This is a genomic window from Paracoccus benzoatiresistens, from assembly GCF_026913015.1.
Lineage (GTDB): Bacteria > Pseudomonadota > Alphaproteobacteria > Rhodobacterales > Rhodobacteraceae > Paracoccus > Paracoccus benzoatiresistens.
Genome location: NZ_JAPTYD010000002.1, coordinates 251,647 through 276,824, shown reverse-complemented (window position 1 = coordinate 276,824; position 25,178 = coordinate 251,647). Strand labels below are relative to the sequence as shown.

Annotated in this window: 25 protein-coding genes; 24 read left to right on the top strand and 1 reads right to left on the bottom strand. The window is 67.5% G+C overall.

Features of this window, described 5'->3' with window-relative positions:
* The first annotated feature begins 69 nt into the window (after positions 1–69).
* From OU682_RS03385 to OU682_RS03270, 24 genes are all read left to right on the top strand, one after another.
* Positions 70–1,428, top strand: a complete 1,359-nt coding sequence (locus OU682_RS03385) for an aminotransferase-like domain-containing protein (protein WP_503634161.1) — start codon at positions 70–72, stop codon at positions 1,426–1,428.
* A 130-nt stretch (positions 1,429–1,558) separates the two neighbouring features.
* Positions 1,559–1,972 carry a DUF983 domain-containing protein gene (locus OU682_RS03380; protein ID WP_268940649.1) on the top strand — a complete coding sequence of 138 codons (414 nt, stop codon included), beginning with the start codon at positions 1,559–1,561 and terminating at the stop codon, positions 1,970–1,972.
* A 144-nt stretch (positions 1,973–2,116) separates the two neighbouring features.
* Positions 2,117–2,683, top strand: a complete 567-nt coding sequence (locus OU682_RS03375; protein WP_268940648.1) for a carboxymuconolactone decarboxylase family protein — start codon at positions 2,117–2,119, stop codon at positions 2,681–2,683.
* Positions 2,680–3,753 carry an acyl-CoA dehydrogenase family protein gene (locus tag OU682_RS03370; protein ID WP_268940647.1) on the top strand — a complete coding sequence of 358 codons (1,074 nt, stop codon included), beginning with the start codon at positions 2,680–2,682 and terminating at the stop codon, positions 3,751–3,753. The genes OU682_RS03375 and OU682_RS03370 overlap by 4 nt, the downstream gene beginning before the upstream one ends.
* Positions 3,750–4,529 carry an ABC transporter ATP-binding protein gene (locus OU682_RS03365; RefSeq protein ID WP_268940646.1) on the top strand — a complete coding sequence of 260 codons (780 nt, stop codon included), beginning with the start codon at positions 3,750–3,752 and terminating at the stop codon, positions 4,527–4,529. Before OU682_RS03370 ends, OU682_RS03365 begins: the two co-directional genes overlap by 4 nt.
* An 11-nt stretch (positions 4,530–4,540) precedes the next feature.
* On the top strand, positions 4,541–5,728 hold the full coding sequence (locus OU682_RS03360; protein WP_268940645.1) for an ABC transporter substrate-binding protein: 1,188 nt from the start codon (positions 4,541–4,543) through the stop codon (positions 5,726–5,728).
* Positions 5,725–6,513 carry an ABC transporter permease gene (locus OU682_RS03355; protein ID WP_268940644.1) on the top strand — a complete coding sequence of 263 codons (789 nt, stop codon included), beginning with the start codon at positions 5,725–5,727 and terminating at the stop codon, positions 6,511–6,513. Before OU682_RS03360 ends, OU682_RS03355 begins: the two co-directional genes overlap by 4 nt.
* Before the next feature lie 187 nt (positions 6,514–6,700).
* Entirely contained in the window at positions 6,701–7,258 is a 558-nt protein-coding gene (gene msuE, locus OU682_RS03350; RefSeq protein ID WP_268940643.1) for an FMN reductase, read from the top strand.
* Positions 7,259–7,277: 19 nt separating this feature from the next.
* The gene (locus OU682_RS03345) at positions 7,278–7,472 is read left to right on the top strand and encodes a hypothetical protein (RefSeq protein ID WP_268940642.1); all 195 of its coding nucleotides are present in this window, start codon (positions 7,278–7,280) and stop codon (positions 7,470–7,472) included.
* Positions 7,473–7,486: 14 nt separating this feature from the next.
* A complete protein-coding gene (locus OU682_RS03340) occupies positions 7,487–8,839 on the top strand; it encodes an LLM class flavin-dependent oxidoreductase (RefSeq protein WP_268940641.1) in 1,353 nt (450 codons plus the stop codon).
* Positions 8,840–8,843: 4 nt separating this feature from the next.
* On the top strand, positions 8,844–9,650 hold the full coding sequence (locus tag OU682_RS03335) for an ABC transporter permease (RefSeq protein ID WP_268940640.1): 807 nt from the start codon (positions 8,844–8,846) through the stop codon (positions 9,648–9,650).
* Positions 9,651–9,678: 28 nt separating this feature from the next.
* Positions 9,679–10,647 (top strand): ABC transporter substrate-binding protein, encoded by a 969-nt coding sequence (locus OU682_RS03330; RefSeq protein ID WP_268940639.1) that lies wholly within the window; start codon positions 9,679–9,681, stop codon positions 10,645–10,647.
* Positions 10,644–11,408 (top strand): ABC transporter ATP-binding protein, encoded by a 765-nt coding sequence (locus OU682_RS03325; RefSeq protein ID WP_268940638.1) that lies wholly within the window; start codon positions 10,644–10,646, stop codon positions 11,406–11,408. The genes OU682_RS03330 and OU682_RS03325 overlap by 4 nt, the downstream gene beginning before the upstream one ends.
* A 571-nt stretch (positions 11,409–11,979) precedes the next feature.
* A complete protein-coding gene (locus OU682_RS03320; RefSeq protein WP_268940637.1) occupies positions 11,980–13,917 on the top strand; it encodes a polysaccharide biosynthesis protein in 1,938 nt (645 codons plus the stop codon).
* On the top strand, positions 13,914–15,113 hold the full coding sequence (locus tag OU682_RS03315) for a glycosyltransferase family 4 protein (RefSeq protein WP_268940636.1): 1,200 nt from the start codon (positions 13,914–13,916) through the stop codon (positions 15,111–15,113). The genes OU682_RS03320 and OU682_RS03315 overlap by 4 nt, the downstream gene beginning before the upstream one ends.
* Positions 15,106–15,498: a GtrA family protein gene (locus tag OU682_RS03310; protein WP_268940635.1), complete on the top strand. Its 393-nt coding sequence runs from the start codon at positions 15,106–15,108 to the stop codon at positions 15,496–15,498. The genes OU682_RS03315 and OU682_RS03310 overlap by 8 nt, the downstream gene beginning before the upstream one ends.
* Positions 15,495–17,087, top strand: coding sequence for a glycosyltransferase family protein (locus OU682_RS03305; RefSeq protein ID WP_268940634.1), 1,593 nt, complete (start codon positions 15,495–15,497; stop codon positions 17,085–17,087). Before OU682_RS03310 ends, OU682_RS03305 begins: the two co-directional genes overlap by 4 nt.
* Before the next feature lie 37 nt (positions 17,088–17,124).
* Entirely contained in the window at positions 17,125–17,931 is an 807-nt protein-coding gene (gene rfbF / locus OU682_RS03300) for a glucose-1-phosphate cytidylyltransferase (protein ID WP_268940633.1), read from the top strand.
* 13 nt (positions 17,932–17,944) lie between these two features.
* Complete coding sequence (rfbG, locus tag OU682_RS03295; protein ID WP_268940632.1) at positions 17,945–19,072, top strand: CDP-glucose 4,6-dehydratase; 1,128 nt, start codon at positions 17,945–17,947, stop codon at positions 19,070–19,072.
* Position 19,073: 1 nt separating this feature from the next.
* Positions 19,074–20,279 (top strand): aminotransferase class I/II-fold pyridoxal phosphate-dependent enzyme, encoded by a 1,206-nt coding sequence (locus OU682_RS03290; RefSeq protein WP_268940670.1) that lies wholly within the window; start codon positions 19,074–19,076, stop codon positions 20,277–20,279.
* The gene (locus OU682_RS03285; protein WP_268940631.1) at positions 20,276–21,535 is read left to right on the top strand and encodes a class I SAM-dependent methyltransferase; all 1,260 of its coding nucleotides are present in this window, start codon (positions 20,276–20,278) and stop codon (positions 21,533–21,535) included. The genes OU682_RS03290 and OU682_RS03285 overlap by 4 nt, the downstream gene beginning before the upstream one ends.
* Positions 21,535–22,470, top strand: a complete 936-nt coding sequence (locus OU682_RS03280) for an NAD-dependent epimerase/dehydratase family protein (protein WP_268940630.1) — start codon at positions 21,535–21,537, stop codon at positions 22,468–22,470. The genes OU682_RS03285 and OU682_RS03280 overlap by 1 nt, the downstream gene beginning before the upstream one ends.
* Positions 22,467–23,450, top strand: coding sequence for a glycosyltransferase family 2 protein (locus OU682_RS03275; RefSeq protein ID WP_268940629.1), 984 nt, complete (start codon positions 22,467–22,469; stop codon positions 23,448–23,450). Before OU682_RS03280 ends, OU682_RS03275 begins: the two co-directional genes overlap by 4 nt.
* Entirely contained in the window at positions 23,447–24,571 is a 1,125-nt protein-coding gene (locus OU682_RS03270; protein WP_268940628.1) for a glycosyltransferase, read from the top strand. Before OU682_RS03275 ends, OU682_RS03270 begins: the two co-directional genes overlap by 4 nt.
* On the opposite strand, the gene OU682_RS03265 is transcribed toward OU682_RS03270, so the two are convergent.
* Positions 24,525–25,178, bottom strand: coding sequence for an HAD family hydrolase (locus OU682_RS03265; RefSeq protein ID WP_268940627.1), 654 nt, complete (start codon positions 25,176–25,178; stop codon positions 24,525–24,527). The two genes, OU682_RS03270 and OU682_RS03265, sit on opposite strands and share 47 nt — an antisense overlap.

Sequence of the window (25,178 nt, the reverse complement as noted above, 5' to 3'; positions counted from 1 at the left end):
CATACAATGTGCAACAATCGCGCCGATGCGCGTCATCTTCTGCAAGCGAGACGCCACGTGAAGGACTGGGTGCCGTCGCTGGTCGACAGCGGCAAGCCGCGCTACCTGCAGATCGCGGATGCGATCGGGGCCGCGATCCGGGCCGGCGAACTGGGCGCTGGTGACAGGCTGCCGCCGCAGCGCAGGCTGGCCGGACGCCTGGGGATCGACTTCACCACCGTCAGCCGCGCCTATGCCGAGGCCGCGGCGCGCAACCTTGTCGAAAGCCATGTCGGCCGGGGCACCTTCGTGCGCGCGGCTGCCCCGGCGTCCGAGGTCCCCGATCCCCGGCGCTGCCGGGACGAGGATCTGTCGATGAACATGCCGCCCGAGCCCGCGGACAAGGAGCTTCTGGAGCGGATGGGCGACGGGCTGCGCACGGTCTCGGCCAACCTGACGGCCCTGCTGCGCTATCAGTCCGCCACCGGCAGCGACTGCGACAAGGCCGCGGCCCTGTCCTGGCTGGCCGGGCGCGGCATGCGCCCGGGCCTCGACCGCGTGGCGGTCACGCCGGGCGCCCATGCTGCCATGACGGCCATCTTGTCCATCCTGGCGCGCGCGGGTGACACCGTGCTGTGCGAGGCCGTCACCTATCCCGGCCTGCGCGCCATTGCCGCACGGCTGAACCTGCGGCTTGTCGGCGTTCCGATGGACGGTGATGGCATCATCCCCGAGGCCTTGGAGGAGGTGATCCGCCGGGACAGCCCCAAGGCGCTGTATCTCAACCCGACGGTGCACAATCCCACCACCCTGACGATCCCGCAGGCGCGGCGCGCGCAGATCGCCGCTGTCCTGGCCCGCCACCGCCTGCCGCTGATCGAGGATGATGCCTATGGCTTTGTCCCCGGCGCGCCGCCTCCGCCCCTGGCGGTGCTGGCGCCGGATCTGACATGGCATGTCGGCGGGCTGTCCAAATGCATCGGGGCAGGGCTGCGGCTGGCCTATGTGGTGGCCCCCGACGCCCGCTGCGCGCTTGCCCTGGGCCAGGCGCTGCGGGCGATCTCGGTCATGCCCTCGCCCATCTGCGCCGCCCTGGCGACCCGCTGGATAGAGGACGGGACGGCCGACCGCATCCGCCATTTCCTGCGCAGCGAAAGCGCGGCGCGCCAGAAGATCGCCGCCGAGATTCTCTCGGGTTTAGAGTTCCGGTCCGATCCCGAGGCCTTCAACATCTGGCTGGCCCTGCCGGAAGGCTCAAGCCGGGCCGAGTTGATGGGGCGCATGGCGGGACGGCGTGTCGGGCTGATGCCCTCGGACGCGTTCACGGTGGCGGGCGAGGCGGGCGAGCATGTCCGCGTCTGCCTGGGGGGCGCGATCAGTCGCAGCGAGTTGCAGGCAAGCCTGCTGTTCATGGCCAACTCCCTGTCGGAGGGTGGCTGGATGGGCTGAGGCGATTTGTCCCATCCTGATGCAGGCAATTACTGCCGTTCATGCATTCAATGCCGCTTCAATTTTGCCGCCAGTCCCCTATATCCCGGAGGCACGGAAGCGGTGCAACGCAAACAGGACCCCCATCACGATGTCGAAAACCCTCCAGATCATCCAGCAGCATGGCGACAGCATGAAGCCTGCGCTTCTGCGCGGCGCGCGTCTCAGATGCCCCCGCTGCGGCGAGGGGCGGATGTTTTCCAGCTACCTGAAGGTCGCGCCGCAATGCGGTTGCTGCGGACTTGATCTGACGCCGCAGCGGGCGGACGACGGTCCCGCCTATGTCGTGATCCTGATCGTGGCCCACCTGATCGGCTTTTCGCTGCCGGTGATGTTCGACCTGCTGGGCGACCGGCCCACCATGATCGCCGTGGTGCTGGGCATGGCCAGCGTGGTGCTGTCGCTGGCCATGCTGCCCCCGGTCAAGGGGATGTTCGTTGCCCTGCAATGGTTCAAGGGAATGCACGGCTTTCGCGCCGAGGCTGCCCCGGTTGCGAAGGCCTGAGCGGACAGGAAAAAGTTCTGTCCGCAGCGGGGCCGGCAAAAGGTCTGTCCCTTCTTCCGGAAGGACGGGCCGCGCGGGGTTGCGGTCAGGATCTGACCGGCTAAGGTCGCGCGCGACAGGAAACCAGCCCCGACGGAGAAGGCCATGAGCAGACTTCCCTTGCGTTCGATCGAGGATGCCCCCGAGGCCGCGCAGCCGCGCCTTGAGGCGGCGCAGAAGAACAACGGCTTCCTGCCCAACCTGGTGCGCCTTCTGGCCAATGCGCCGGTCGCCCTGGAAACCTATCAGACCGTGTCCGAGATCAACGGCCGCGCCTCGCTGACGCTTGCCGAGCGCGAGGCTGTGCAGATCACGGCGGCGGCGATCCATGGCTGCGGGTTCTGCGTGGCGGGCCACAGCGCGATCGCCGACAAGAAGGCGCGGCTTGAGGACGCCGTTGTCGGCGCCCTGCGGGACGGAACGACGGTGCCCGATGCCCGGCTGGACGCGGTGGCGCGCTTCACCAAGGCGGTGATCGCATCGCGCGGGGCGGTGTCGAACGCCGAACTGGCCGCCTTCAAGCAGGCCGGCTTCGACGATCAGGCCGCGCTCGAGGTCGTGCTGGGCGTCAGCCTGGCGACCCTGTGCAATTTCGCCAACAACCTGGGCCAGCCTGCGCTGAACCCGGAGCTTTCCGCCTATGAATGGCGCCCGGCGGTGCCTGCCCAATGACGCAGGCCCTGCCGCAGGATCTGGCCGGATGGCTTGCCGCCGAGGCCGAGGGGATCGACAGCGGCGACGTGCCTGCAGCCCTGATCCTGCCGCGCCTGGCGGATGCGGGCTTGGTGCGGATCGGCGTGCCGGGGGACCTGGGCGGCCAGGGGGGCACGGTCATGGACGCGGTCCAGGCGGTTGCCGCCGTGGCCCGGGAGTCGCTGGCTGCGGCCTTCATGCTGTGGGGCCATCGCTGTTTCGTCGAATTCATGGTCCAGACCCCGAACAATGCCCTGCGCGACCGGCTTTTGCCCGATCTGCTGGCGGGGCGGGTGGCCGGGGCCTCGGGCCTGTCGAACGTCATGAAGTTCCTCGCTGGACTCGAGCCGCTGCAGATGACGGCCCGGCCCGAGGGCGAGGATCTTGTCATCGACGGCATGCTGCCCTGGGTCACGAACCTGCGGGGGCAGGGCTTTTTCGTGGCCGCCGCCGCCGATCCCGCCGATGGCGGCCCCGCAATGATCGTGGCGCTTGCCCATGACGATCCCGGCGTTCGGCGCAGCGCGGATCTGTCGTTGATGGCCATGCGCTCGTCCGATACCGCAGCGGTGCGGATCGACGGCGCCCGCATCGGCCGCGACCGGATCATCGCGGCGAACGCCCCCGAATGGCTGCCCGGCGTGCGTCCCGTCTTCATCGCCCTGCAATGCGGCATGGCGATCGGCCTTGCCCGCCGATCCCTGGCCGAGGCCGGGGCCGCGGGCGGGGCAGGGCGCGCCGTGCTGGCCGCCCCGGTGGCGGCGCTGCAGGCGCGGCTGGACCAGGTCACGGCCTCGCTGGATGCGGGCCTTGGCTCGGGCGCCTTTGTGTCCCGCCCCGCCGCGCTGTTCGAGCTGCGCATCGCCCTGTCCGACATCGTGTTCGAGGCCGTGGCCCTGGAACTGCAGGCGGGCGGCGGGCGCTGCTATCTGCAGGGTCCGGGCCAGGGTTTCGCCCGCCGCTGGCGCGAGGCGGCCTTTATCCCGGTCATCACGCCCAGCACCGTGCAGTTGCGCACGATCCTGGCCGCCGCGAGCAAGGCCGCATGACCACCCCCGATGCCCGGCCCGTGCTGCGCGCCGCAGGCGTGGCGCTGCGCTATCCGGGGGCAACCGCACCCGTGCTGGAAGGCTTCGACCTGGAGCTTGCGCCCGGAGAGATCGTTTCCATCCTGGGACCAAGCGGCGTCGGCAAGTCCAGCCTGCTGCGCGTGCTGGCCGGGCTGCAGCCGCCCGACGCCGGTCGGATCGAGATGGAGGGGACGCCCCTGGCGGGCGTCCATCCCCGCCTTGCCATGGCCTTCCAGCAACCTGGCCTGCTGCCCTGGCTGGATCTGGAACGCAATGTCGCCTTCGGGCTGGATTTCAGGCGCCAGCCTCACTTGTCGCCCGACGAACGCCGGGACCGGATCGACCGCGCCATTGCCGAGGTCGGGCTGGACCACGCCCGCCACCTGCGCCCCGCCGCCCTGTCCGGCGGCATGGCGCAGCGCGCCGCCTTGGCCCGATGCCTGGCCCGCCAGCCGCAGGTGCTGCTGCTGGACGAACCCTTCGGCGCGCTGGACGAGGTCACGCGGGCCATGATGCAGGACCTGCTGATCAAGGTCGTGGCCGATTACCAGACCGCAGCCGTGCTGGTCACCCATGACATCGACGAGGCGCTGCTGGTGTCGGACCGCATCGTCCTGCTGGGCGGCAGCCCGGCGGGTACCATCGGCGAATGGCGCCTTGACCTGCCCCGCCCGCGCGAGGATCACCTGGCCGAGCTTGGCCGCATCCGCATCGACATCGTCGGCGCGCTGCGCCGCGCGACCCGCCGCCATTGAAGGAGCCTATCATGCCGACCGAGGACAGCCTGTTTTCCCGCCGCGACATCATGCGCCTGTCGGCGCTTCTGACGGCCTCGGGGGCGCTGCCCTTCCTGAACGCCCGCGCCGCCCGCGCCCAGGATCCCGACGAGCCGGTCCGGATCGGCTATCTGCCGATCACGGACGCCACGCCCCTGCTGGTCGCCCACGGCAAGGGCTTCTTCGAGGCCGAGGGACTGGCCGTCGAGAAGCCCGTGATGTTCCGCGGCTGGTCCCAGATCGTCGAGGCCTTCCTTGCGGGCCAGGTCAATGTCGTCCACCTGCTGTCGCCCATCACCGTCTGGGCGCGCTATGGCAGCCAGACGCCTGCCAAGGTGGTGGCCTGGAACCACACCTCGGGGTCTGCCCTGACGGCGGCGAACGACATCAACTCGGTCGCCGATCTGGGCGGCAGAACGGTGGCGATCCCCTACTGGTATTCGATCCACAACGTCGTCCTGCAACGCCTGCTGCGCGAAAACGGGCTGGAGATCGTGACAAGCGGCACCCCTGCCGCCAACCAGGTGGCGCTGTCCCTGATGTCGCCCGCCGACATGGTGCCGGCGCTGGCTGCGGGCCAGATCGCGGGCTATATCGTGGCCGAACCTTTCAACGCCGCGGCCGAGATCAACGGCATCGGCAAGGTGCTGCGCTTTACCGGCGACGTGTGGAAGGATCACGCCTGCTGCCTGGTCTTCATGCATGAGGACCATCTGGCCAACCGCCCGGAATGGTCGCAAAAGGTCGTTAACGCCATGGTCAAGGCGCAACTCTGGACCCGCGACAACCGGGCAGAAACCGCGCAGCTTCTGTCGTCCGCCGATGCGCAGAAATATACCCCCCATTCCCCCGAGATCCTGTCCCGCGTCCTGACGCCGTCCGAGGCCGACCTTGCGGGCTATGCCGCGTCCGGCGCGATCCGCCATCCCGACTGGCAGGACAAGCGCATCGCCTTCCAGCCCTATCCCTTCCCGTCGTATACCGAGGAGCTGGTGCGGATGCTGAAGGACACCGAGGTCGCGGGTGAGCGCGGCTTCCTGGACGATCTCGACCCGGCCTTTGTCGCGACCGACCTGGTCGATGACAGCTTTGTCAAGAAGGCCCTGCAGGGGATCGGCGGCTTGCCCGCCTTCGGCCTGCCCGAGGGCTGGACCCGGCAAGAGGTCGTCGAGGCGTGAGCAGACCCGCGGGCGACAAGGCGCGCGGCCCGTCCCGGCTGGCCGGTGCGGTGCTGGGCATGGCCGGCATCGGGTTGCTGCTTCTGGCGTGGTGGTTCGCGACCGACGTGATCGCGGGCGACACCAGCTTTGCCCGGCGCTTTTCCCCCTCGCGCACCTTTCCGGCGCTGGCTGGCCTGCTGGCGGGCCCCGATCTGTGGGTGCATGTCGGCCAAAGCCTGCGGCGTGTCCTTGTCGGTCTTGCCGCCGCGCTGCTGGCCGGCGTGCCGCTGGGCCTGCTGGTCGGCGCCTCGCGTCTGGCCGAGGCCGCGACCACGCCCGTCTTCCAGTTCCTGCGCATGATCTCTCCGCTGTCCTGGATGCCGGTCGCAGTGATGGTCTTTGGCGTGGGCGACGCGCCGATCTATTTCCTGCTGGCCTTCGCCGCCGTCTGGCCGATCCTGCTGAACACCGCCGCGGGCGTGCGCCAGCTGGACCCGCAATGGCTGCTGCTGTCCCGCAGCCTTGCCGCCACCCGCTGGGAAACGCTCAGCCGCGTCATCCTGCCCGGCGTCCTGCCCCAGGTGCTGACCGGATTGCGGCTGGCCATCGGCATCACCTGGATCGTTCTGGTCCCGGCCGAGATGCTGGGCGTGCAGGCGGGGCTTGGCTATTTCATCCTCGATACCCGCGACCGGCTGGCCTATGACCAGCTGATCGCGACGGTGCTGGTGATCGGCATCCTGGGCTATCTTCTGGATGCCCTGGCGCGCGCCGCCATCCGCCGGGTCGCCCCCGCCGCCTGAGGCCGCTCGCGAATCAAGCCTGTGCCGCGGGCTTGCGCGCCAGATGCCTGACCCCGACAGAAGCAAATTTCCTGTCCAGCCCGTTGCGGCAGGCAGCACGTTCCAAATCTGCCCGGACCTTTGGAATCGCCTGGAGGACCACTGTCCCCTAAAACACGACCATATAAGTCGTTAATAGGAGATGTGCATGGCCTTCCGCATTGTTGCCTTTTCTGGCAGCCTTTCCGCCCCCTCGAAGACGCGTGCCCTGGTCGATCTGGCGCTGGACAAGCTGACCCGCCGGTTTGATGTCATCGGCGCCAGCTATGACCTGGCGGATCTGCAACCATCGCTTGGCGGGGCAGGCCGGCTGGAGGATCTGGATCCCCTGCCGCTGGGCATCGTGCAGTCGCTGGTCAGCGCCGATGCGCTGATCCTGGGGGCGCCTGTCTACAAGGGCAGCTATCCCGGCCTGTTCAAGCACCTGTTCGACCTGATCGACCCCGAGGCGCTGCGCCACAAGCCGGTGCTGCTGACCGCGACGGGCGGCGGGGATCGCCATGCCCTGGTCATCGAACATCAGCTGCGCCCGCTGATGGGCTTCTTCGAGGCCGCGACGCTCTCCACCGGCGTTTATGCGGGCGCGGGCGATTTCCAGGACGGGATCCCCGCATCCCCCGCGCTGCTGGACCGCCTGGACCGCGCCATCGACCAGTTCGCGCCCTTCATCCCGCGCGAGAACCCCGCCCTGTCGGCCGCCGCCTGATCCCCCGAAAGGAAGCGCCATGACGCGCCACGAGAGTTTTGCCGCAGTCCCCGCAGCCGACGTGCTGCCCGTCACCCCGCGCATCGGGGCCGAGATCCGCAACATCCCCCTGTCGGCCGACCTGCCGGCCGAGACCCAGAACTCGATCAAGGTGCTGCTTCTGCACCACAAGGTGCTGTGCTTCCGCGCCAGCACCGCCCTGACCGCAGCCTGAACGAGGAGAAACCCATGACCCGCAAGATCCGCCTTGGCGCCTTTCTTCCCGGCGGCGGCCAGCATATCGCAAGCTGGCGCCACCCCGACCAGCCCGCCGATGGCGCGGTGAATTTCGACTTCCACGTCCAGCTGGCGCGCGAGGCCGAGCGCGGCCTGTTCGATGCCTATTTCCTGGCCGACGGGCTGGCCACATCGACCGGCGGACTGTCCGAGGGCGGCCCCGCCCGTGTCGCAGGGTTCGAGCCCGTGTCCCTGTTCGCGGCCCTGGCGCCGCTGACGGAGAACCTCGGCTTCATCGCCACCGCCTCGACCACCTATGAGGAGCCGTTCAACACCGCGCGCAAGTTCGCCTCGCTGGACCTGATCTCGGGTGGACGCGCGGGCTGGAACGTGGTCACGACCGCGACCGAGGCCGCGGCGCGGAACTTCAACCTGGACAACCAGCATCCGCATGCCGCCCGCTATCGCCGCGCGGCCGAGCATGTGGCCGTCGTGAAGGCGCTGTGGGACAGTTTCGAGGATGACATCTTCATCCGCGACAAGGACAGCGGCACTTTCTTCGACGGTGCCAAGCTGCACGCTACCCGCCACAAGGGCGAGCATTTCAAGGTCGAGGGGCCGCTGAATGTGCCCCGGTCCCCGCAGGGCCATCCGGTGATCGTTCAGGCGGGCCAGTCCGAGGACGGGCGCGGCCTGGCCGCCGCCACCGCCGAGGTGATCTTCACCGCCCATCAGCGGCTGGACACGGCGCAGGACTTCTATCGCGACATCAAGGCCCGCGCGGCGGGGCAGGGGCGCGATCCGTCGCACATCCTGATCATGCCCGGCGTGTCGCCCTTCGTGGGCCGGACTGAGGACGAGGCGCACGAGAAATACGACCGCCTGACGAGCCTGATCCTGCCGCAGGACGGGGTCGCGCTGCTGAACGGCCTGACCGGGGGCACGCTGGATCTGACCGGCTATGACATCGACGGCCCCCTGCCGCCCGCGCCGCCGACCGAGGGAATGAAGTCGCGCCAGGCGCTGATCCGCCAGATCGCCGACGACAACAACTTTTCCATCCGGCAGCTTTACCAATGGGTCGCCTCGGCCCGCGGGCATTACACCATCATCGGCAGCGCCACCCAGGTGGCCGACATGCTGGAGGAATGGTTCACCAGCGAGGCCGCCGACGGCTTCAACATCCTGCCGCCCTGGCTGCCCACGGGCCTGACGGATTTCGTCGATCTGGTGATCCCGGAACTGCAGCGGCGCGGGCTGTTCCGCACCGCCTACGAGGGCCGCACCCTGCGCGAGAACCTGGGCCTGCCCTTCCCGGTCAACCGCCACGCCGCCGCCCGCGCGGCCGCTCAGGCAGCGGAGTAAGGCCATGACCCTGCAGAACCTCGACACCCCCACGCGCCGCGCCCGCGGCCTTCCCGCCCCGCCGGTCCGCGCGTATCTCGCGCGCTATGGCCTGGTCATCGCCTTCCTGGTGCTGTGGCAGACCTCGGGCAAGCTGGGCTGGATCAGCCCGGCCGTCCTGCCGCCCTTGGACGCGATCCTTGGGGCGCTATGGACCGGGATCGCCAGCGGCGCCCTGGTCGATGATATCGCCATCAGCCTGCAGCGCGCCGGGCTGGCCTTCGGGGCGGCTGCCGCCCTGGGCGTCCCCCTGGGCCTGCTGATGGGGCAGTTGCGCCCCGTCGAGCGCGCGCTGGACCCGATCCTGCAACTGTTCCGCCAGACCTCGGCCCTGGCGCTTTATCCGGTCTTCATCCTGCTGCTGGGCCTGGGCGAGACATCCAAGGTCTTCGTGATCTTCTGGGCCACGCTGTTTCCGACGCTGCTGGCCACCATCGGCGGCGTCAAGCAGGTGGACCGCAAGCTGATCGAGATGGCCGAAAGCTATGGCGCGGGCCGCTTGCAGGTGTTCCGTCGGGTGGTGCTGCCCGCCGCGGTGCCCGCGATCTTCGTGGGGCTGCGCCTGTCGGCCACGACGGCCCTGCTGCTGCTGATCGCGGCCGAGATGATCGGCGCGAACAAGGGCATCGGCTTCCAGGTCATGAACGCCCAGTACAACTTCCAGATCCCGCTGATGTTCGCGGCGATCTTCCTGATGGCCAGCCTGGGCCTGGCCGCCAACGCCGTCCTGGTCCTGCTGCAACGGCGGCTGTGCCGCTGGTCGCTGGACTGAACCCCGCCTCCATTCAAGGGAACACCCGATGAAACACCTCCTGATCTCGCTCGCCCTGTCCACCGCCCTGACTGCCCCTGCCCGGGCCGAAGAGGTGGTGATGCGCTATATGCCCAGCCACGGCGGCGTCAGCGCCCATGACCTGGCCCAGGAATTGGGCTATTTTGAAAGCACCGGCATCGTGCTGGAAAGCGCGGGCTATGCCTCGGGCGGGCCGGAATCGCTGATGGCGCTGGCCGGCGGATCGATCGAGATCGGCAGCGCGGCCACGGCGGCGGTGCTGAATTCCATCATCGGCGGCAACGACTTCGTCGCGGCCTATCCGACCAACGGCATCAACGACCAGGTGCAGTCGATCTTCTATGTGCTGGAAGACAGCCCGATCAAATCGGTCGAGGACATCCCCGGCAAGACCGTCGCGGTCAACACGCTTGGCGCGCATCTGGACTATACCGTGCGCGAGGCGCTGCACGCGAAAGGCCTGCCCGAGGACGCGGCGAACCTGGTGACCGTGCCGGGACCCCAGCTGGAACAGGTGCTGCGCTCGGGCCAGGTCGATGTGGCGGCCTTCGGATACTGGCAGACCACCTTTGAAGGCGCCGCGCGCAAGAATGGCGGGCTGCGGGCGATCTTTGACGACACTGATGTCCTGGGCGAGATCGCCGGCGGCTTTACCGTGCTGCGCAAGGACTGGGTCGCCGAACATCCCGAAGCGGCCGACCAGTTCATCCGCCAATCCGCCCGTGCCCTGGACTATGCCCGCGAGCATCCCGAGGAAACGCGCGAGATCCTGGCCCGCGTCCTGCAGGAACGGGGCGAAAACCCCGAGGTCGCGCAGTATTTCGCGGGCTTCGGCGTGCGTCCCGGCGGGCTTGCCGTCGAACGCGATGTCCAGTTCTGGATCGACGTGCTGGTGCGAGAGGGCAAGCTGCCCGAAGGCAAGCTGAAGGCCAGCGACGTGCTGCTGGTCACGGGCGAGGAGGTGGCCGCGAAATGACCACGGACACCGCCCATCGCGGCCAGGTGGCCCTGCGCCACCTGTCCAAGTCCTTCACCCTGAACGGCCAGCCCCTGCCGGTCCTGCGCAGCCTGTCGCTGGACATCCGCGCGGGCGAGGCGCTGGCCATTGTCGGCCCCTCGGGCTGCGGCAAGACCACGCTTCTGCGCCTGCTGGCAGGGTTGGAGGTCGCCGACAGCGGCCAGGTCGTGATCGACGGCAAGCCCGTCACGGGCGTCGGAACCGAACGGGCGGTGATCTACCAGGAACCCCGCCTGCTGCCCTGGTTGACCGTGCTGGAGAACGTGGCCTTCGGGCTGGAGGTCAGGGGCATGGCCAGGGCCGCAGCCCAGGACCGCGCGCGCCACTACATCCGTCTGGTCGGCCTGTCCGACTTCCAGGGGGCCTGGCCCCGCCAGCTGTCAGGCGGCATGGCGCAGCGCGTGGGCATCGCCCGGGCGCTGACCGTGAAGCCGGAAATCCTGCTGCTGGACGAACCGCTTGGCGCGCTGGACGCGATGACCAAGCTGACCATGCAGGAGGAACTGGCCCGCATCTGGCGCGAGGAGAACGTCACCATGATCCTGGTGACCCATGACCTCGAGGAGGCGATCTTCCTGGCCGACCGGGTGCTGGTCCTGTCCGCCGACGGCACGCCCCCGGCAGTGATCCCAGTGGACCTGCCGCGCCCGCGCGACCGCAACGGGGCCGATTTCGTGCGGATGCGCCGGATGCTGATGGGCCGGTTCGGCCTGCATTAGCCAAGGCCGTGCAGGCGGCTGAACGAAACTGCTTGCCGGTCTCCGGCGGCCTTGGGCCAGGAGCCAGGGAGGTCGGCTGCGGATGTCGCCTGGCTGCGGCCCTGCCACCATTGCAAGTTGAGTGTCCGCTGCCGCAGCCGCCAGCATCCGTAACAGCAAGGCCGGCGGGCTGTCCGCCGGCTTGGGCATTGGAAGGAAACCCACTGATTCGGTGGGGTAACGACAGGACTCTTTTTCAAAAAGGTCCTGCCAGGCAGCGAAAAGCCCGCCCACCAGCGCGCCCCAGTCGAAAACCAGAAAAATAGCCAAATCTTTTAATTAAAATTCAATCGGCTGTTCGAAATTGCCTACGCGTTTCGTGCCTGGCACACATTTTCGATCACGAAATCGAAATGTTTGTTAATATCTGCCTGTGTAGTGAGCCGTGATCTCCACCGGCTGGTGGATCAATTGGTGAGTAATGATTGGAATGAGTACTCAAAAATGGCGCCTTCGGGCGATCAATTCTTATACGCTCAAGCATTTCTCAGCTCGGCTTCTACGGCTGTCAGGTGTTAATGTCAATCGACGGTTGTATTTTTTCGACATCGCCGTAGCGGCGTTCGCGGCGGTCGCGGCCCTGTTCCTGGGTTTTGGCCCGGTCCTGCCGCCCGTTCCATCCGAGGCGATCCAGGGTTATGTCCTGGTATCGGTAATCACCAGTCTTATTTGTTATCCCTTTCTGGGGCTTTATCGCCGGGTCGCGCGTTCATCCTCGTTCAAGGATGTCCAGCGGTTGATTACCGCTGCGTTTATTACAATCACAGGTATCTGGCTGGTCGCATCGGGACTGGGGCATGATAATGTCATTCCCTTGAATGTGTTTATCATTCAATTCCTGATTGTAACTCCGGCGCTGGCTGCAGTCCGATTTGCCGCAAGGGGTCGGGAATTGCTGCGCAACCGCAGCCACGAACAGGCCCGCATTCCTGTTCTGGTGGTGGGCACGGGGGCGACCTGCGACCTGTTCCTGCGCTCCCTGCGAGCGCCGGCCGCGCAGTTCCGCGCCATCGGCATCATCGACGACGCCCGCGGCACGACCGAGATGTATTTCGGCGATGTCCGCATCGTCGACTCGGTCCGCAATCCCGCCAGCCTGATCGACAAGCTGGAGCGCCTGCCCGAGCGCCCCGAGATGCTGCTCTTGACCGAACCCGTGACCCATTTCGACAGCGACGGGATCCGGCGGCTGCTGGGATGGGCGGACGGCAACGGGGTCAAGGTTTCGGCCCTGCCCGATATTGGGACGCCGCGCGCCGCGATCGATCCCCGCCATGTCCCGGTGGTCAGCATCGACCCCGAGACGATCCTGGACCGTCCGCAGATGCGGGTCCAGAAAAGCCTGCTGTTCCAGCAGTTCACGGGCCGGCGGGTGCTGGTGACTGGCGGCGGGGGCTCCATCGGCAGCGAACTGGCCCGCCAGCTGGCCGCTCTGCGCCCGCAGGAACTGGTGCTGATCGAAAGCTGCGAGCTGAACGCCTACAACATCGACATGGCGTTGGCGCAGTATTTCCCCGACGTGCCGCGCAAGATCTATGTCAGCTGCATCCGCAACAAGGACCGGGTGGACAGGATCTTTGCCGAACACCGTCCCGAATTCGTCTTCAACGCCGCCGCGCTGAAGCATGTGCCCCTGGTCGAGATGAACCCCTGCGACGGCGTGCTGACCAACATCATCGGCGCGCGCAACGTGGCCGATGCGTCGCGGCGTGTCGGTGTTCTGGCCATGGTGCAGATTTCGACCGACAAGGCGGTCAACACCACCAACGTGATGGGCGCCACCAAGCGCGTCGCCGAATTCTATTGCCAGGCGCAGGACCGCGCGACCCGCGCGACCGAGGAGCAGACCCGCTTCTTCGTGGTCCGCTTCGGCAACGTGCTGGGATCGTCGGGCTCTCTGATCCCGCTGTTCCAGCGCCAGATCGCGCAGGGCGGGCCGCTGACCGTGACCGATCCGAACATGGAACGCTATTTCATGTCGATCCGGGAAGCGGTCGAGCTGACGCTTCTGTCCGCCGCCGCGGGCTTTGCCGAGAACTCGGAACTGGGCCGGATCTTTGTTCTGGACATGGGCAAGCCGGTCCGCATCCTGGATCTGGCCGAACGGATGATCCGCATGGCGGGCAAGGTGCCCGGCAAGGACATCGAGATCAAGTTCGTGGGGATCCGTCCCGGCGAAAAGCTGTTCGAGGAACTGTTCGACCATAACGAGACCGTCCACCCCGAGGTGTTCCCCGGCGTGCGCGCGGCGACCCCCATGGGCGTTCCCATTGCGGCCCTTCGCGCGGTCATGCAGCGGCTGGAAGCCTCGGCGGTGGCCGGCGATGTCGGGCTGGTGCGCCATTACCTCCGCTCGGCCGTGCCGGGATACGAGGATCCGACCCAGGAAGGGGGGCCGGTCATCCTCACGCCGACGCCCGTCCAGCCCCTGATCCGCCGCGGCTCGCTTTCCGTGGGGGCGGCGGTATGACCGAAACATTTGTCGCCGACAACGCCTTCGCAGCGGCGGGGGCCGTGCCTCGCCGTCGCAGGAAGGTGGTGGTGATCGCCTCGCTTGGCTGGTCGCTGATCAATTTCCGGCTGGAACTGCTGCGCCGCATCCAGGCCAATGGCCATGACCTGCTGGTGCTGTCGCCCGAGATCGACGAGGCCACCGCCACCGCCCTGCGGGCCGAGCGGATCCGCTTTGTCCAGATCCCGATGAGCCGCACGGGCGTCAATCCGGTCAGCGACCTGGTCACCCTGTCCGCGATCCTGCGCATCCTGCTGCGCGAAAGGCCGGACCTCGTGCTGCCCTATACCCTGAAGCCGATCGTCTATGGCGCGCTGGCCGGGCGGCTGGCAGGGGTGCGCACGACGCCGCTGTTCACCGGCCTGGGCTATGCCTTCAACGACCCCGCGCCGGAAGGGCGGCGGCGGGTGATCCGGGACATCGTGGTCCGGCTGCACCGGCTGGCGCTGCGCAAGGTCACCGTCGCCTTCTGCTACAACGATGCCGAGGAACGCGACATCCGCGCCTTTGGCTTGGTTCCGCCCCATGCGCGGCTGGTGCGCGTTCCCGGATCGGGCGTCGATACGCGCCTGTTCCAGGCAAGCGAGCCTCCGACGGATCCCGTGCGCTTCCTGTTCGTGGGGCGCCTGCTGAAAAGCAAGGGCGTCGAGATCCTGGTCGAGGCTGCGCGCCTGTTGCGCGCCGGGGGCGCCCGGTTCGAGCTGTGCCTGCTTGGCCCGACCGACAGCAATCCCGACGCGGTGTCGGCCGAGACGCTGGCCGCCTGGCGGGCCGAGGGGATCGCCGAACTGCCCGGCGCCACCCGCGACGTGCGCCCCTGGCTGGCCGGTGCCTCGGTCTTCGTGCTGCCGACCATGCTGCGCGAAGGCGTGCCGCGGTCGATCCTGGAAGCCATGTCCACGGGCCGCGCGGTCATCACCACGGATGCGCCGGGCTGCGGATCGACCATCAGCGACGGCGTCTCGGGTTTCGTGGTGCCTGCGGGCGACGTGGCGGCGCTGGCGGCGGCGATGCGGCGCTTCATCAAGGCGCCCGGCCTCATCACGCAGATGGGCCGCGCCGCGCGGGCCGAGGTCGCTGCCAACAACGATGTCCATGACATCAATCGCCTGATCCTGACGACGATCGGGCTGGAGGATCCGGTTCATGGCTGATGCCCTTGTCGTGACGATGCCCAACCGCTTCCTGCGCTTTGTCGCCGTGGGCGTGGTGAACACGGGCGTGGGCTATGCGATCTATGCGGCGGGCCTGCTGGCCGGGCTGCCGCCGCAGGCGGCGCTGGTCGTGCAGTTCGTCCTGGGTGCGCTGTGGAACTATGGGATGCACGCCCGGCTGGTCTTCGCCCACCGGGGCCTGCGGCGGCTGCCGGCCTATGTCGGCGCCTATCTGCTGCTCTGGGCCGTCAACGGGCTGGCCCTGCAAGGTCTGCTGGAGGCGGGCGTGGGACCGCTGGCGGCGCAGCTTCTGCTGCTGGCGCCGATGGTGGTGCTGTCCTTTCTTCTCGTCTCGCGAGTGCTTTCTTCAAGGGGTGGACGATGATCGCATCAAGTGACGGCGCGACGCTCTCGATCACCCGCAGCCCAAGCCGCCGCCTGGCCCTGACGGGCGCGCTGCTGGTCCTGGTGCTGGCCGGGCTTTGGGGGCGGATGATGGATTTCGGCCTGCGCCGGGACGAGACGCTGTTCGTCCCGCCCGCCGAACTGCTGGGCCAGATGTCGCTTTATGGCGATTTCTTCTACAATCACCTGCCCTATTCGGCCTGGCTCTTCCGGCTGGTCCACCTGGCGCTGCCGGGCATCGGCCTGCTCGAGGCAGGGCGGATCGCGGTCTTCCTGGGCTGGCTTCTGCTGGTCCTGGGGGGCGGGACCCTGCTGTGGCTGATATCCCGGTCGATGGTCGTGGCGCTGTTCGGGGTGCTGGCGCTGATCTGCAGCGACGTGCTGCTGGAACAGGCGGGAATGGCCGCCACGAACAACCTGCTGCCCCTGGCCTTCGCCTTCGTGGGGTTGGGCCTGTTTACCTGGCAGGTGATCGAGGAGCGCTGCAATTCCGGCCTGCTGTTCCTGTCGGGCCTGTCGGTCGCCATCGCCCTTGGCATGAAGGTCAGCGCCGTGGCCTTTGTCCCGGCGCTGGTCGTGGCGGCCTTCCTGCTGCCCCGGTCCCTGCCGATGGCCATCCGCCTGCGCCATGTCACCCTGCCGGTGATGCTGGGCGGCATCCTGGGCACATTGCCGCTGTTCTGGCTGCTGGCCACCCAGCCGGACCTGTTCCTGGCCCATGTGCTGGGCTTCCATACCGGCCCGCATGTCGCCTACTGGCGCGACCACATGGCGGACGAGCCGAACCTGGTCCTTGGCCTGGGCGACAAGCTGCGCCTGGCCTATACGGTCTGGCTGCGGGGCAGCGCGCTGCTTCTGGTCTTTGCCGCGATGCTGGCAGGCTGGCTTGCCCTGTCGCGCAAGGACGCTAGGGATGCCCGGGCCGCCGGCCCTGCGATCATGCTGGGGGCGGTGCTGCTGTTCTGCGTCGCGCTCAGCTTCCTGCCCACGCCCGCCTTTCCCCAATACTATATCCAGCCGCTGATCTGCCTGCCCCTGCTGATCGCGGTCCTGGCACGGGACACCGTCGGACGCTCCGGTCAGCTGGAGACGGCGGCAGGGGTGGCGGCAGCGCTGTGCCTGCTGCTGGCCTTTCCACGGCTGGCGGACGGGCTGATGGCGCTGCGCCACCCCGACGAAACGGTGGTGAGCAAGGCTCACCGCGCAGGACAGCAGCTTGCGGATGTCCTGGCCGATGCCGGCCATGCGGGGGAACGGGTGCTGGCCCTGAACCCGGTCTATCCGCTGGAAGGCGGCCTGCCGGTCTATCCCGAATTCGCGACCGGGCCCTTTGCCTATCGGATCGCGGATTACACGCCGCCCGGCCTTCGCGCGCATTACCGCATGACCGGGCCCGGCGAAATCACCGCCTTCCTGCAGGCGGACATGCCTGCCGCGATCCTGACGGGTTTCGACGGCACGCTGGAAGAACCGCTGGTGCAGTTCGCCCAGGCGAACGGCTATCGGCGCACGGAACTGACGGAAATAAGCGACCGCTACGGAACAGGGGTTCTGTTCATCCGCCCCTGACACGAAGGCGCCGCCCAGAACACAGGAGGTTAGCATAATGAAGGTCATTCTTCTTGCCGGCGGTCTTGGATCAAGGCTTGCAGAGGAAACGGTCACCATTCCCAAGCCCATGGTCGAGGTCGGTGGCCGCCCGATCATCGCGCGGGTCATGGATATCTACAGCGCCTTTGGCCATCGCGACTTCATCGTGGCGGCGGGCTACAAGGGCAACATGCTCAAGCAGTTCTTCGCGAGCTATCACCTGATCGCGAATGACATCACCGTTTCGGTCGATACCGGCCGGATGGAGCTTCGCCCCCGCACGCCGGGGGGCTGGAACGTGTCCGTGGTCGATACCGGCCCCACGACCATGACCAGCGGCCGGATCGCCCGTTTGCGAGACTGGCTGGACGGCGAGACCTTCATGGTCACCTATTCCGACGGGTTGGGAAACGTGAACATCCAGCAGTTGCTGGACTTCCACCGCGCGCATGGAAAGCTGGCCACGGTGACCGCCGTGCAGCCGCCGGCGCGCTTCGGCAGCCTGGCGCTGCGGGGCGACCGGGTCGATGCCTTCACCGAAAAGGTGCTGGGCTATGACACCTGGATCAACGGCGGCTTCTTCGTCTTCGAGCCCGAGGTCCTGGACTACCTGGTCGACGAGATGGAGCCGCTGGAGCAGACGCCCTTGTCGCAGCTGGCCCGCGACGGGGAACTGATGGCCTATCGCCATTACGGCTTCTGGCATCCGATGGACACGATCCGCGACCGCAACACCCTGAACGAGCTGGCGCAAGAGGATCTGCCGCCCTGGTTGGACTTCAACGAAGCGGCCCAGCAGACGCGGCGCATCGTGGCCATCTGAACGGAACATGCAGATGCAGGTCAGATGGGTGATATCTCCGGGCAGCAGGCTGAATGGCAAGCGGATTCTGCTGACCGGCCACACGGGCTTCAAGGGCAGCTGGCTGGCCTTGTGGCTGGCGCGGCTTGGGGCGCAGGTCAGGGGCGTCGCCCTGCCGCCCCAGGAACCGTCGATGTTCGACAGGGTCGGGGGCGGCGATCTGGTCGAAAGCCGCCTTGCCGACATCAACGACCTGTCGGCGCTGCGCCAGGCGGTCGAAGGCTTCCGCCCCGAGATCATCATCCACATGGCCGCGCAGTCCCTGGTCCGCGCGTCCTATGCCGATCCGGTCGGGACCTTCCTGACCAATGTGATCGGCACCGCCAACGTGATGCAGCTTGGCCGCGACGAGCCCGACCTGCGCGGCATCATCGTGGTGACCAGCGACAAGTGCTACGAGAACCGGGAATGGGTCTGGGGTTATCGCGAAACAGACCCGATGGGCGGCAAGGATCCCTATAGCGCATCGAAGGGCGCGGCCGAGCTTGCCGCCGCCGCCTGGTCGCAGTCCTTCTTCCAGGCGCCCGGGGGACCGCGCATCGCCCGCGCGCGGTCCGGCAATGTCTTCGGCGGCGGCGATTGGGCCGGGGACCGGCTGGTTCCCGACCTGGTGCGCGCGGCGCGGTCCGACCAGCCCGCGATCATCCGCAACCCGGGTTCGGTCCGGCCCTGGCAGCATGTTCTGGAACCGCTGGCGGGCTATCTGATGCTGGCCGAGCTGCTGCTGGTGGATCCCGACCGTGCCGAGGGCGCCTGGAACTTCGGCCCGGGCACCGAGGCCACGGTGGACGTGGCCACGCTGGTCGCGACCCTGTCCCGCCACTGGCCGGGCGGCGGGCTGCCCTATTGCATGGAGCCCGCCTTCGACGGTCTGCCCGAGGCCGGGCTGCTGCGGCTGGACAGCACCAAGGCGACCGTGAGGCTGGGCTGGAAGCCCCGCCTGGATCTGTCGCGCGCGCTGCGCCTGACCGCCGAATGGTACATCGCCGATGCCCGGGGCGACGACATGCGAGAGCTGACCCAAGGCCAGATCGCCAGCTACGAGGAGCTGTGCGGACGGGATCTGGCCCTTCACCCCATGAATGATGGAGCAAGTGCCTGACATGCGAGTCAACTATGGACAGACCGTCCACGGAGAGGACGAAATCGCCGCGGTCGTGAACGTGCTGCGGACATCCACCCAGATGGGCGATCATGTCCGCCGGATGCAGTCCCGCGTGGCCAGGCTTTTCGAGAAAAGCCACGGCATCATGGTCAATTCGGGATCCTCGGCCAACTACCTGGCGATGGAACTGCTGCGCCTGAAGCCGGGGGACGAGGTGATCACCCCGGTGCTGACCTTCGCCACCACGGTCGCGCCCATCGTGCGCGGCGGCATGGTGCCGGTCTTCGTCGATGCGGCGCGCGGCACCTACAACATCGACGTGGACCGCATCGAGGAGATGATCGGCCCGAAAACGCGGGCCATGATGATCCCGTCGCTGATCGGCAACCTGCCCGACTGGAAGCGCATCCGCGAGATTGCCGACCGCCACCGCCTTCTGGTGATCGAGGACAGCGCGGACACGCTGGGCGCGACCATCGACGGGACCTCGACGGGGGTCTACAGCGACATCTCGACCACCAGCTTCTATGGCTCGCACGTCATCAACTGCGCGGGCAACGGCGGAATGCTGTGCGTCAACAACGAGGAATGGAACCGCCGCGCGCTGCTGTTGCGGTCCTGGGGGCGGTCCTCGTCGCTGTTTGCCGACAGCGAGGCGCTGGAAAACCGCTTCAACGTCGAGCTGGACGGCATTCCCTACGACTCCAAGTTCCTGTTCGAGGAACTGGGCTGGAACGTCGAGCCCTCGGAAATGGGCGCGGCCTTCGGTTTGGTCCAGCTGGACAAGCTGCAGGGCAACATCGCCGCCCGCGAGGCGAATTTCGCCGCCCATCTGCAGTTCTTCCGGGCCTACGAGGACTGGTTCATCCTGCCCCGGCAACTGCCGCGGTCGCGCACCGGCTGGCTGGCCTTCCCGCTGACCGTTCGCCCCGACGCGCCCTTCGACCGGCGCGCCCTGCAGACCTGGTTCGAAAGCCGCGACATCCAGACCCGCCCCGTCTTCACCGGCAACATCCTGCGCCAGCCTGCCATGAAGGGCGTGCCCGCACGCATTGCGCCGGGGGGATATCCGATGGCGGACGAGGTGATGACGGGCGGCATCCTGCTGGCCTGCCACCACGGCCTCCAGCCCGACCAGATCGCCTACATGCAGGAAACCTTTCTCGGCTTTGCCAGGCAATACGCGCAGGAGCATGTGAAATGAACGACATGACCGGACCCGCCGCCCGCCCCTCGACACTGGTTCATTGCCGCACCTGCGGATCCGACCGGCTGAAGCTGTTCCTGGCCATGGGCGACCATCCGCCCGCCAACATGTTCCTGCGCCCCGAGGAGTTGGACCAGCCCCACAAGGCCTGGCCGCTGAACGCGCAGGCCTGCCTGGATTGCGGCCTGATCCAGGTCGCCGACCAGGTGCCCGCCGACTATTACCGCCATTACCTTTATGTCCCCTCGGGCGCGGCGACCATGCACGACCACTTTTCCGGGCTTGCCGATGTTCTGATGGACAGGGCGGGGAAGAACGGGCTGATCGTCGATATCGGCTGCAATGACGGGCTGATGCTGGGCTTTGCGGCCAAGAAGGGCGCGCGGGTGCTGGGCGTCGATCCCGCCGCCAATATCGCCCCCATGGCCGAGGCGCGCGGCGTGCCGGTCCACATCGCCTATTTCTCGCCCCGGGTCGCGGCCGAGATCCGCGAAACCCACGGCCCCGCCGCCGTGATCTCGGCCACCAACACCTTCAACCATATCGACGACCTGACCGGTTTTGTCGAAGGCGTGATGACCCTTCTGGCCGATGACGGCGTCTTCGTGGTCGAGGTTCCCTGGGCCAAGGAGATCATCGAGAAGAACCAGTTCGACAACGTCTATCACGAGCATATCTCGGAACTCAGCCTGCGCTCGATGGTGGAACTGGGCAAGCGCACGGGGCTGGAGGTGGTGGATGTCGATCTGCTGCCGGTCCATGCGGGATCGCTGCGCGTCTTCATGCGCCGGCCGGGCAAGGAGCCCGTCTCGGACCGCGTGACAGATTTCCTGGCACAGGAAGATGCGGCGGGCGTGCGCGACACTGCGGCCTATGACCGGTTCGGGGAACGGGCCCAGGAGGCCAAGCGCGACCTTCTGGCGATGCTGGACGACCTGAAGGGCAAGGGCGCCCGGATCGCCGGCTATGGCGCGCCCGCCAAGGGCAACACGATCCTGAACTTCTACAACATCGGCCCGGACAGGCTGGATTACTTGGTGGACCGCAACCCGCTGAAGCACGGCACCTACTCGCCCGGCATGCAGATCGAGATCCGGCCCGTCGAGGCCATCGAGGATGAGACGCCCGACTACCTGCTGGTGCTGGCCTGGAACTTCTTCGATGAAATCCGCAGCCAGCTTGCCGATTACGAGGCCGCGGGCGGCCGCTTCATCGTGCCGCTGCCCACGCCGAAGGTCATCGGTCAAGATTGATGGCGGAGGTTCTGGTCACGGGGGGCACCGGCTTCATCGGGTCGCATCTGGTGCGGGCCTGCATCGCGCGCGGCGATCGCGTGACGGTGCTGACCCGGCCGGACAGCGATGCCTGGCGCCTGGCCGGCCTCGACGGGCGCCTTGCGCTGCTGCGCCTGCCGCCCGAGTGCTTTGCACGTGCCGCCCGCGACCTGGCGCCCGCGCTGGTCTTCCATCTGGCCGCACGGACCCGCTTTCGCGATCCGGGCAGCCCGGCCGCGCTGGCCCAGGCCATCCGACAGAACCTGGACCCGCTGGTCGCAATGGTGACCGCGCTGGCGGACGCCCCGCCGCGCGCCTTTGTCCGGGCGGGAACGCTGGCCGAATTCGGTCTGGCGCCGGCGCCTTACCGCGATGATGTGCCGGAGCGGCCTGCGGGCGCCTATGGCCTGTCGGCGCTGATGGGGACGCAGTATCTGCGAACCGTCCGGGCGCTGACCGGGCTGCCTGCCGTGACCGCCCGGCTGTCACTGACCTATGGGCCCGGCCAGTCGCCCGACTTCCTGGTGCCCCGGCTGGTCAAGGCCGCAATGACGGGCCAGCCCGAGACCCTGGCCCATCCCGCCGCAGAGCGGTCGCTGCTTCATGTCGATGATGTCGTCTCGGCGCTTCTGGCCATTGGCTATCATGCAGCGCGGATGCCGCCCGTTGTCACCGTCTCGGATCCCCGGCCCCTGACGATGGCCGACCTGGCCGCCGAGATCGCCGCCCTTGGCCGCGGCCCGGTCGCGCGCATCGGCGACCCCTCAGCGGGGGCCGCGGACCGGGTGGTTGCCGCCCCATCGGCGGCGCTGACCGGTCTTGGCTGGATGCCCCGCACCGACCGCCGCCTTGCCCTGCGCAGTCTTCTGGAACACGAGGAGGATCGCCTTTGTCTGTCACGAGGTGCCGAATGAAGCAGAAACTTGTTTCGGTCCTGATCCCGGCCCTGAACGAAGAGGAAAACATCGAGCGCTGCTATCGCCGCGTGACCGAGGTCTTCGCGAACCTGCCCGAATACCGGCTGGAAATCATCGTCAACGACAACCACTCCACGGACCGGACCTTCCAGATCCTCCAGGGGCTTGCCGCCCAGGACCCCCGGCTGCGGGTTTACCGTTTTTCGCGCAATGTCGGCTATGGCCGGTCGATCCTGCATGCCTACCAGTCCGCCAACGGCGATTGCGCGATCCAGATCGACAGCGACATGCAGGATCCGCCCGAGCTGATCCCGCAGATGCTGAAGCTGTGGTCCGAGGGAAACGAGGTCGTCTATGGCATCCGCCGGTCCCTGCCGGACGGACCGGTGGTCACGGCCCTGCGCAAGGGGTTCTACTGGTCCATCGCCAAGGTCAGCCCGGACGAACTGCCCCGTGACGCGGGCGAATTCCGGCTGGTGGACCGGCGCGTCCTGGACCGGCTGCGCGGCATCCGCGACCGGACACCCTATGTGCGCGGGCTGATCTCGGCCATGGGGTTCCGGCAGGTGGGCTTCGACTATGAACGCCAGTCGCGCACGGCGGGGCTGTCGAAATTCCCGTTCCGCGCCATGCTGTCGCTGGCGGTGGACGCGCTGGTCAACCATTCGCTGCTGCCGCTGCGGCTGGCCTCGAACATCAGCCTGGTCGTCGGGGCGCTGACCTTCGTGCTGATGATCTTCTACCTGGTCGGGCGGCTGGTCTTCGGCCAGGAATGGCCGGCGGGCTTTGCGACAACGACCGTGCTTCTGCTGTTGTCGATCACGCTGAATGCGATGTTTCTGGGCATCATCGGTGAATATATCGGGAGAATATTCTTGCAAACCAAAGACCTGCATGCGCCCATCGTGGAATCGGCGCTGAACGCCGATGACGGCTACTGGCCCGAGGGGCCGGTCCTGCACCGGCAGTCGGCATGAAGATCCTGTTCATCCAGGGCGGCTTCGATGCCGGCGGGGCCGAAAAGATCGTATCCATGCTGGCCCGCCACCGGTCCGAGAAGGGCGACCAGGTCACCGTGGCCGGAATGCTGATGCCGGCGAAGGGGTCCTATTTTCCCTATCCTCCGGACATCCGCCTGATCGCCTTCGAGACGGGCCGGTCGCGCTATGGGCGCAGCAAGCCGCTTCACCGGCTGGCCTGGCTGCGCGACCTGATCCGGCGCGAAAAGCCCGACCTGGTGATCTCGATGCTGACCAAGGTCAACATCCTGACGCTGCTGGCCAGCATCGGCACGGGAACGCAGGTGATCGTGTCGGAACGCAACAATCCCCGGATGCAGGCCTCGCGCCTGGTGCGCAATGCCCAGACCCTGATGATGCGGCGTGCCGACGGCATCGTCATGCAGACCGAACGCATACGCACGGCCTTGCCGGCGCATTGCCGGTCGCGCGCCGTGGTCATCGTCAATCCCTGCGCCCCGATCGCGGTCGAGCGCCAGCCGCAGGGCGCGGGTTGCAGGATGGTCGCGGTCGGCAGGCTGGATCCGCAAAAGGGCTATGACATGCTGCTGGAGGCCTTTGCCAAGCTGAAGCCGATCCCCGAGGGGGTGACGCTGACGATCTTTGGTGAAGGCCCGTCGCGTCCCGCCCTGGAAGCGCAGCGCGATGCCCTGGGTCTTGCCGACACGGTCAGCCTGCCGGGCCGCAGCGCGGGACCCGCCGACTGGCTGGGCCGGGCGGATCTTCTGGTCGTGTCCTCGCGCTTCGAGGGCTACATGAACACGATCACCGAGGCGACGATCACAGGCGTTCCTGTTGTGGCCTTTGACTGCGACTACGGACCACGCGAACAGATCGTCACGGACAAGAACGGCATCCTTGTCCCGCCGGGGGACATCGTCGCCCTGGCCCGCGCGATGCGCGAACTGGCGCTTTCGCCGCAGCGGCGCGAGGCCCTGTCGGGCTGGATCGATCATTCGCGCTGGCTGAACGATCCGGAGCGGATCCTGGGGGAATGGGACATGCTGATCGATCGGACGGTCCGGAAGCCGGTCAGGCCCCGCCTTGCAGCAGTGGGTCGAGGTCATCAAGCGTCGTGATCAAGGCCTCGGCCTCGTGCGCGTCATCGGGGGCGGGGCAGTGATGCACCCGTTCCGGCCGGGCCAGGCGGATGGTCAGCCATCCCCGCGCCTTTGGCGTCACGAAATCCTTCAGCGGGTTGTCGGCGACATAGATGCAGCGGCCCTGCGCGATGGTTTCGATCATGGCGAAGGCGCGGGGATGGGGTTTGCCGAAGCCCAGAGGCCATTGGCCCGTCGGAATGATCGGATCAAGGCAGCCTGCAAGGCGCAGTGCCTGGATCTTGTTGCGCTGCGTGCGTTCGGGCCCGTCCGTGATCAGGCCTGCCCGGCCCCGCCAGCGGCCCAGAAAAGAGGCCGCGTCGGGACAGAGCGCGATCTGCGGCGGGTGGTCACGGTAAAGCGTGATCAGATCCGCTGCCCGGGTTTCAAGGTCCAGCGCCGCTAGGGCGCGGTCGATGATATGCCTGCGCTCGCCCGCCGCGAACAGCGCCCGGCAGGTTTCCGCGAAGCGCTGTCCTGCGCCGTGGCGCTCGGTCCGGTCCAGATGCGCGCCAAGCGCCGCATAGCCGCTGAAGGCGAAATCGCGTTCCAGATACAGCGTGTCGTCAAGGTCGAAGACCAGCAT